At 41.9% G+C, this 8,885-nt stretch carries 3 protein-coding genes, 2 tRNA genes and 2 rRNA genes (1 of these 7 running past the window's edge); 6 read left to right on the top strand and 1 reads right to left on the bottom strand.

The window, feature by feature from the left end:
* Positions 1–31: 31 nt before the first annotated feature.
* Complete coding sequence (locus tag G0Q07_RS14770; RefSeq protein ID WP_163348876.1) at positions 32–1,195, bottom strand: IS4 family transposase; 1,164 nt, start codon at positions 1,193–1,195, stop codon at positions 32–34.
* A 157-nt stretch (positions 1,196–1,352) separates the two neighbouring features.
* Between G0Q07_RS14770 and G0Q07_RS14765 the strand changes: the two genes are divergently transcribed.
* The 6 genes from G0Q07_RS14765 to G0Q07_RS14740 all read left to right on the top strand — a co-directional run.
* Complete coding sequence (locus G0Q07_RS14765) at positions 1,353–3,428, top strand: alpha-L-fucosidase (protein ID WP_163347501.1); 2,076 nt, start codon at positions 1,353–1,355, stop codon at positions 3,426–3,428.
* A gap of 24 nt (positions 3,429–3,452) precedes the next feature.
* Complete coding sequence (locus tag G0Q07_RS14760) at positions 3,453–4,820, top strand: alpha-L-fucosidase (protein ID WP_163347498.1); 1,368 nt, start codon at positions 3,453–3,455, stop codon at positions 4,818–4,820.
* Positions 4,821–5,848: 1,028 nt separating this feature from the next.
* A 16S ribosomal RNA gene (locus G0Q07_RS14755) occupies positions 5,849–7,372 on the top strand.
* A 135-nt stretch (positions 7,373–7,507) separates the two neighbouring features.
* A tRNA-Ile gene (locus G0Q07_RS14750) sits at positions 7,508–7,581 on the top strand.
* 105 nt (positions 7,582–7,686) lie between these two features.
* Positions 7,687–7,759, top strand: a tRNA-Ala gene (locus G0Q07_RS14745).
* A 397-nt stretch (positions 7,760–8,156) separates the two neighbouring features.
* Positions 8,157–8,885, top strand: a 23S ribosomal RNA gene (locus G0Q07_RS14740); it runs 2,069 nt beyond the window's last position.
* The 16S and 23S rRNA genes sit together here with 2 tRNA genes alongside, the layout of an rRNA operon.

Genomic DNA, 8,885 nt, shown 5'->3' with positions numbered 1-8,885 from the left:
TCATTATATATTTACTGTCATTGCTGTCCACTTAAAATAGATTGAGGGACAGCTGTTTATAATTTAGTTCTTTGACATTTTTGTAATCTATATTTGTAAGAAGCTCATTTATAGGCGTTTTATCCAGTAGGGATATTCCTAAAATCTGTAATATTTCGTAGGTTGAGCGTTCAATTTTTAACTCTTTACCTACAATGGCAACTAAACAGTAAGCTATAATCGCTGAATGAATTTGTATCCTGACTGCGTTTTCTGACGTACCCCAGAATGCTTTAATCTTCAGGTGTTGTTTTATCCATTTAAAGAATAATTCAACCTGCCATCTGTTTTTGTATAGGAGCACAATCTCTTCGGCTGTCAATTCCATGTTGTTTGTCAAGTAAACGAAGTAGCGGTTACTTTCAGCATCAAAGAATTTGATTCTCCGTAATTTATCAGGATAATCTTTTGAGACATAGAAACCAGACAATTTTCCAATCTGATCGCAAATCAGACCTGATTGTCTATCGACTTTATTCGAATACATCCTGTTAAACTTCAGGTTTGCTTTTGCCCTTACTACAAAAAATGCAGAAAGTGTTGTTATCCGATAAAGGCGTTCAAAGTCAACATACCCACGGTCGAAAATGTAATATGCTCCTGTTTCGTATGGAATAACATCCATTACATTGACATCGTGAACCGAAGCTGCCGTAATGTGTATAAATGCTGGTATTTGCGTGGTAATATCGTAAAGCGTGTGGAGCTTTATACCTCCTTTTGTTTTACGAAAACTCGCCCACCAGAAAACGCTTAAACACAAATCGATGGTTGAAGAATCGAAAGCATAAATTTTTCCTTTTATTTCAAAATCATCGTTAGCAAGCTTTTTTCTGGCCAAGTCAATCATGTAATAAGCAAAATCTTCAAAGATTCTGTAATTGCGCTTTTCGTTAGCTTTGGCCAGGTTGCTTCTTGTTACTGATTTCCCAAAACCAAGATGATAAGCTTTGCTTCGGTGAGCATGAATAATAACTATCAAATCGCGCAAACTATCACGATTGGTCAGTTGACCGAAAATCATACAAAGCAACTGGTTCCAGCAGGTAAAGTGCCTTACATACTTGTTGCCGGAATAGTTGGTAACAAATTTATCGAATACCCTTTGTGGTAAAAAACCTATTAGTTGAGCGAAAACGTATTTTCCGGTGTTCATGTGATAATTAAAATCCACGAACTTAACTGATTCAAATCGTCACGCTCAAAAAAGCCGCGTAAAGTATAGATTTACAATTGTTTCAAAGAACGTTGTTTAATTTTTAGTGGACACTAATGATTTACGAAGTTTATAAAAAAATTAAAATCTAAAATCGATGATCAACAGATTATTTTGGCTGGTTTTGCTGTTAATTGCTGTTTCGTGCAGTAATGTTGCTCCTCCGGAGCCGGTGCTGCCCGTTCCTTCCGAACGGCAGTTGGCCTGGAACGACATGGAATATTATGCGTTTATTCATTTTAATATGAATACCTTTTCTAATATGGAGTGGGGATTTGGCGACGAAAGTCCGGAATTGTTTAATCCTTCCGAACTTGATTGTCGACAATGGGCACGAATTTGTAAAGAGGCTGGAATGAAAGGCATTATTCTTACTGCCAAGCATCATGATGGGTTTTGTTTGTGGCCGACAGCAACAACGGAACACTCGGTAATAAATTCGCCATGGAAGAATGGAGAAGGAGATGTGGTGCGTGAACTAGCTGATGCCTGCGAAGAATACGATCTGAAGTTGGGACTTTATCTGTCGCCGTGGGATCGTAATAATCCGGAATATGGTAATGATGAGTACATTGACATTTTCAGAGCACAGTTGCGTGAATTGATGTCAAATTATGGTGACGTTTTCGAGGTTTGGTTTGATGGAGCCAACGGTGGAACCGGGTATTATGGTGGTGCAAACGAAGAGCGCCGAGTAGATAAACTTACTTATTACGATTGGGATAACACGTATAAAATTATTCGAGAATTGCAGCCTGGTGCTGTAATCTTTTCCGATGCAGGCCCCGATGTGAGATGGGTAGGAAATGAACATGGCTATGCTTATCCAACAACCTGGTCGAATTTAATGAGAGATGAAATTTACGGTGGCATGCCCGAATATTCAAAAAAATACAGTAAGGGGCAGGAGAATGGAACTCACTGGGTGCCTGCCGAGGCTGATGTTTCCATTCGTCCGGGTTGGTATTATCATCCATACGAAGATCACAAAGTGAAAACCTTACCTCAGCTGCTCGACATATATTATAATAGTATAGGTAGAAATGGATCGTTGCTTATCAACTTTCCGGTTGATACGCGGGGATTGATTCATGAAAAAGACGAAGAGCAGATACTTAAACTGGCCGAAGCAGTGAAGGCTGACTTGGCACACGATCTTGCAGCCGTTAGAACGGCAGAAGCATCAAATGTACGAGGTAATTCAAAAAAGTTCAATGCACTAAATGTAATTGATGACGATCCGGATACCTACTGGGCAACCGACGATGGTGTTGTTCAAGCTTCATTGACTATTGATTTAGGAGAAGAAACAACATTTAATCGTTTTCTGGTTAAGGAAGATATTCGTTTAGGGCAGCGGGTAAAGAAATTTTCAGTGGAGGCATATATTAATAATAAGTGGAAGCAGATCGATTCTCAAACTACTATTGGTAGAAAACGGATTCTTCGGCTGCCTGAAACCACAGCCTCAAAAGTGAGATTTTCAGTGGAGGATTCAAAAGCTTGTCCGGTAATTACAAAAATCGGTATTTATCATGCACCAAAAGTTATTGTTGAGCCCAAAATTTCAAGATCGAAAGATGGTGTTGTTAGTATAGAGGCGTTTGATAGTGGACTCGATATATATTATACGATAGATGGTTCGAGCCCGGATGTAAAATATAATGAACCTTTTGAGTTGTCTCAAAAGGCAACCGTTAAAGCTATTGTTGTTGATCCGAATGAGAACAAAACAAGTACAGTTTCTGTCGTTGATTTTGACGTGCCAAAAACAAAATGGAAATTAGTTGGAAAATATGAAAATGCTGAAAGGGCGAATTTGATTTTCGATGGCAATGAAAAGACAGCATTTACAGTTGATGAAAAAGCACCGGTTGATTTTGTTGTCGATCTTGGAGAAAGCTTGACAATTAAAGGTTTTAAATACTTGCCCGATCAGCAACGATTTGATCCCGGTATTATCTTTAATTACAAGTTGTATTTAAGTTCCGACGGCAAAAACTGGAAACAACCGGTTTCAGAAGGTGAGTTTTCGAATATTCGAAACAGTCCGGTTTGGCAAACAAAAAGTTTTGATCCGGTTGCTGCTCGCTATATAAAATTTACAGCTGTTTCGCCGGCCGAAGAAAATGGCAAATTAGGAATTGCAGAATTCGATGTCACTACACAATAATATATATAAACTAAACCTATTAATATGAAACGGACAATTTTGATGATCATGATAATGCTTATTGGATTTCAACCGGCATTCTCGCAAAAGAAAATTTGGGACGAAACTCAGGAGGAAAAAGTAGAGCGAATGAAATGGTGGACCGATGCACGCTTCGGTATGTTTATTCACTGGGGATTGTATGCGCAGGCTGCACGTCACGAATGGGTGAAGAAAAGAGAGCGGATTTCTGATGAAGACTACCAAAAATACTTCGAAATTTTCAATCCCGATCTCTTTGATCCTGCCGAATGGGCAAAAAAGGCAAAAGCTGCCGGGATGAAATATGCGGTTATTACAACCAAACATCACGAGGGTTTTAACATGTTTGCGTCAAAATATACCGATTATAATATAATGAATACGCCCTACGGAAAAGACATTATAAAAGAATGGGTGGACGCTTTTCGTGCCGAAGGTTTGGGAATTGGTTTTTATTATTCCTTAATCGACTGGCATCATCCTGAATATACGATCGATCGGGTGCATCCGCAGAGTGCAGCTACACAAGAGGAATATGATGAGCTGAACAAAGATCGCGACATGAGTATTTATCGTGAATATTTGAAAAACCAGGTGCGTGAGATACTAACCAATTACGGTAAGATCGATATTCTTTGGCTGGATTATTCGTTCCCCGGAGAATTTGGCAAAGGAAGAGAGGACTGGGGATCGGTTGAATTAATGAAATTAGTTCGTGAATTGCAACCGGGTATTATTGTAAATGATCGTGCCGACTTGAAAGATTATTGGGGCGGATGGGATTTTACAACACCCGAACAGTTTAAGGTAGATAAGTGGCCCGAAGAAAACGGCGTGCGTATTCCCTGGGAAACCTGTCAGACTTTTTCCGGTTCGTGGGGATATTACCGCGACGAACATACCTGGAAAGACAATAAGCAGTTGCTTGTATTATTAATAGAATCGGTGAGTAAAGGAGGTAACTTGTTATTAAATGTAGGGCCAACAGCACGCGGCACTTTTGATGAGCGGGCCGATAAAGCACTCGCTGAAATGGGGGAGTGGATGAAATACAACGACAGGTCTATATATAATTGTACCCAGGCGCCCGATGAATTTGAAGCGCCGGATAACACATTATTAACATACAATCCTGAAACAAACCGTTTGTATGTGCACCTGTTGGATTATCCAATGAGGAATTTTCTGATGCGCGGTTATGGCGATAAAGTGAAATATGCGCAGTTTTTGCACGATGCATCCGAAATCAAAATGGGGAAACCATACGGGCATTGGGTAGAACAAGAACAGGCTGAAAACGATATTAATCTGCAGTTACCCGTAAATAAACCGAATGTTGAGATACCGGTAATTGAGCTTTTCCTGAAATAGCAGAAGTATTATTATAATGTATTAAAGCCCTGGAATAGATTTCCCGGGGCTTCTTTGCTTCTTATAGAGGTGTCAATTTTACTCCAATTATTAGGGCGAGAAGTGTAACTCTTCACTGTCCTTCTCGTATCAGTTTATCCGTCTCTATTTTTTTTGAAATTTGATGGCTTCTGAATTTCAATTGATTAGCAAAAAGACGAAAAAAAGATGCACAAAAGCGAGGTAAAAGTTTGGAAGATTAAAAACCTTGATTACTTTTGCAGCCGCTTTAAGAGAAGCGAGTTCATAGAAAAGATGGGATATAGGACGGCAAAGGAGAGCAGGTGGAAGGAGTAAGGATTTCGGTCTTTACAGCGGTAAATCGGTTCGGCAAAAAAGTTTCTAAAAAACTTAAAAAAGTATTTGGCAGAGACAAAAATAGATTTACCTTTGCAGCCGCTTTAACAGATAGCGACGTTCAAAGGGAAAATGATGAAAGGAAGAGAGTTTGGGTGAGACGGCAAACGAGCTGTTAAAATTCAAGTGATCGACCGCAAAAGACTTCAAAATAAAATTTCAAAAAAATGAAAAAATGTTTTGGAGGATTCAGAAAAGCAATTACCTTTGCACCCGCTTTTAAAACGAAGCAACGTTCAGGCGACATAATGAGAGTAAAAACGAGTGAACAAAACGGCCGGTAAAATGGTTGTAGAAATCACGTCAAAGCCGCATGGAGCATTAGAAATAAAGTTTCAAAAAAAGCTAAAAAAGTTTTGGAGGTTTTGAAAAAGTAGTTACCTTTGTCGCCCCGTTAAAAGGGAAATGAGTTCTGGCAAACGAGAGAGATTAAGAGGAGAAGAGAAAGCCAGTAAGATATAATAGAAAAGTAAATGGCCGGCATTGCGAGGTAATAATTAAGATGCTGGTTTTTTTACGCGAGTTCTTTAAAATTTTGAAGCATAAAAAAAGCAAGGTTAATTTAAAACAACTTTGTTGATTTCTGAGAGATAAGTAAACCTGGAGCGAAAGATATTAAACTTTTTATATTTACAACGGAGAGTTTGATCCTGGCTCAGGATGAACGCTAGCGGGAGGCCTAACACATGCAAGTCGAGGGGTAACAGTGGTGCTTGCACCAGCTGACGACCGGCGCACGGGTGCGTAACGCGTATGCAACCTTCCTTGTACAGAGAGATAGCCCATGGAAACGTGGATTAATATCTCATAGTATCACAATTTCGCATGTTATTGTGATTAAAGTTTCGGCGGTACAAGATGGGCATGCGTATGATTAGCTAGTTGGCGAGGTAAAGGCTCACCAAGGCAACGATCATTAGGGGTTCTGAGAGGATTATCCCCCACACTGGTACTGAGACACGGACCAGACTCCTACGGGAGGCAGCAGTGAGGAATATTGGTCAATGGGCGCAAGCCTGAACCAGCCATCCCGCGTGCAGGATGACGGCCCTATGGGTTGTAAACTGCTTTTGTTTGCCAAGAAAGGACGCTACGTGTAGCGTATTGACGGTAGCAAATGAATAAGGACCGGCTAACTCCGTGCCAGCAGCCGCGGTAATACGGAGGGTCCAAGCGTTATCCGGATTTATTGGGTTTAAAGGGTGCGCAGGCGGATCTTTAAGTCAGTGGTGAAATCTTGCCGCTTAACGGTAAAATTGCCATTGATACTGAAGATCTTGAATGTAGTTGAGGTAGGCGGAATGTGTTGTGTAGCGGTGAAATGCATAGATATGACACAGAACGCCAATTGCGAAGGCAGCTTACTAAGCTACGATTGACGCTGAGGCACGAAAGCGTGGGGAGCGAACAGGATTAGATACCCTGGTAGTCCACGCCGTAAACGATGATCACTCGCTGTCTGCGATACACTGTAGGCGGCTGAGCGAAAGCATTAAGTGATCCACCTGGGGAGTACGATCGCAAGGTTGAAACTCAAAGGAATTGACGGGGGCCCGCACAAGCGGAGGAACATGTGGTTTAATTCGATGATACGCGAGGAACCTTACCTGGGCTTAAATGTAGACTGCATAAGGTAGAAATACTTTTTCCCTTCGGGGCTGTTTACAAGGTGCTGCATGGTTGTCGTCAGCTCGTGCCGTGAGGTGTCGGGTTAAGTCCCATAACGAGCGCAACCCCTATCGTTAGTTGCTAGCAGGTAATGCTGAGGACTCTAGCGAGACTGCCACCGTAAGGTGAGAGGAAGGTGGGGATGACGTCAAATCAGCACGGCCCTTATGTCCAGGGCTACACACGTGTTACAATGGTCGGTACAAAGGGCAGCTACCAGGCAACTGGATGCCAATCCCTAAAGCCGATCCCAGTTCGGATTGGAGTCTGCAACCCGACTCCATGAAGTTGGATTCGCTAGTAATCGGATATCAGCCATGATCCGGTGAATACGTTCCCGGGCCTTGTACACACCGCCCGTCAAACCATGGAAGCTGGGGGTACCTGAAGTATGTGACCGCAAGGAGCGTCCTAGGGTAAAACTGGTAACTGGGGTTAAGTCGTAACAAGGTAGCCGTACCGGAAGGTGTGGCTGGAACACCTCCTTTCTGGAGCACAGGTTTACTGTGATCTATGAAGAGATTGACAACGGTTGTCCTTGCTTTTTTTTATAATATTACACTAGAGTTACAAGCGGGGGCTGCGCTAAAAGCTACAAGCTCTGAGCTTGAGTTTAGTAAAACAGTCCCGTAGCTCAGCTGGTTAGAGTACTACACTGATAATGTAGGGGTCCCCAGTTCAAGTCTGGGCGGGACTACTGGAATATTGGAATAATGGAATATGAGAATAGCTGAATGAGAAAATGTGAAAACACAAATCATTCAAATCTTCAAAACTCCAACATTCTAATCTTCAAAAGCCCGGGGATTAGCTCAGTTGGCTAGAGCGCTAGATTTGCATTCTAGAGGTCAAGGGTTCGACTCCCTTATTCTCCACGAGAGACTGAAAAGTTGAAAGACAGAAGACCGATAAGGTTGGAAGTCGAAAAAGAAGAAAGACCATGAAAATGGCAAACGTTCAAAAAAAATTGAAATACTGAAAGACAGAACAAGTTTATATAAAAGTACAGGGATGTACAACTTGCGGCTGTCACGAGATAAGGCTGGCGCCTTGATTGGGGTTCGATTCCCTGGTTATCTACGGTTAACACCGGGAAAATGTACTTGGTACGAGTTACTGAGACAACTTTCAGGAGGTTAAAAAGTTCTTTGGCATGTTGGGAAAAAAATAATTTTGATAATTACAATGTAATTATCGAGAGTCAAATCAAATCACAAGATAGAGACGACAATTTTACAGAGATACAATTGAATCAATACGAGGATTCTCTAAAAGAAAGTTACTAAGGGCGTACGGAGGATGCCTAGGCTCTCAGAGGCGAAGAAGGACGTGACAAGCTGCGATAAGCTTCGGGGATTAGCAAATATGAATCGATCCGAAGATTTCCGAATGGGGCAACCCACCCGCAAGGGTACCCGCAAGGGGGCTAACCCGGGGAACTGAAACATCTAAGTACCCGGAGGAAAGGAAAATAATAATGATTCCCATAGTAGTGGCGAGCGAACTGGGAACAGCCTAAACTGATATTGTTTCGGCAATGTCAGGGTTGTAGGGCTGCGATATGGAGAAATATTTTGAACTGGAAAGGTTTTGGAAAAGCCTACCACAGACGGTGACAGTCCGGTACAGAAAAGAAATACTATCCTAGCAGTACCCTGAGTAGGGCGGAACACGAGAAATTCTGTCTGAATCTGCCGGGACCATCCGGTAAGGCTAAATACTCCTGAGAGACCGATAGCGAACAAGTACCGTGAGGGAAAGGTGAAAAGCACCCCGAACAGGGGAGTGAAATAGTACCTGAAACCGTACGCTTACAAGCGGTAGGAGCTTCTATTTATAGGAGTGACTGCGTGCCTTTTGCATAATGAGCCTACGAGTTAGTCGTCACTAGCAAGGCTAAGGATTTAAGATCCGTAACCGAAGCGAAAGCGAGTCTGAATAGGGCGTAAAGTTAGTGGCGCTAGACGCGAAACCCTGTGATCTACCCATGGGCAGGTTGAA

Origin of the sequence: Draconibacterium halophilum, from assembly GCF_010448835.1 — a bacterium.
GTDB classification, from domain to species: domain Bacteria; phylum Bacteroidota; class Bacteroidia; order Bacteroidales; family Prolixibacteraceae; genus Draconibacterium; species Draconibacterium halophilum.
The sequence above is the reverse complement of the archived record's forward strand: the minus strand, read 5'-3'. Positions and strand labels throughout refer to the sequence as shown.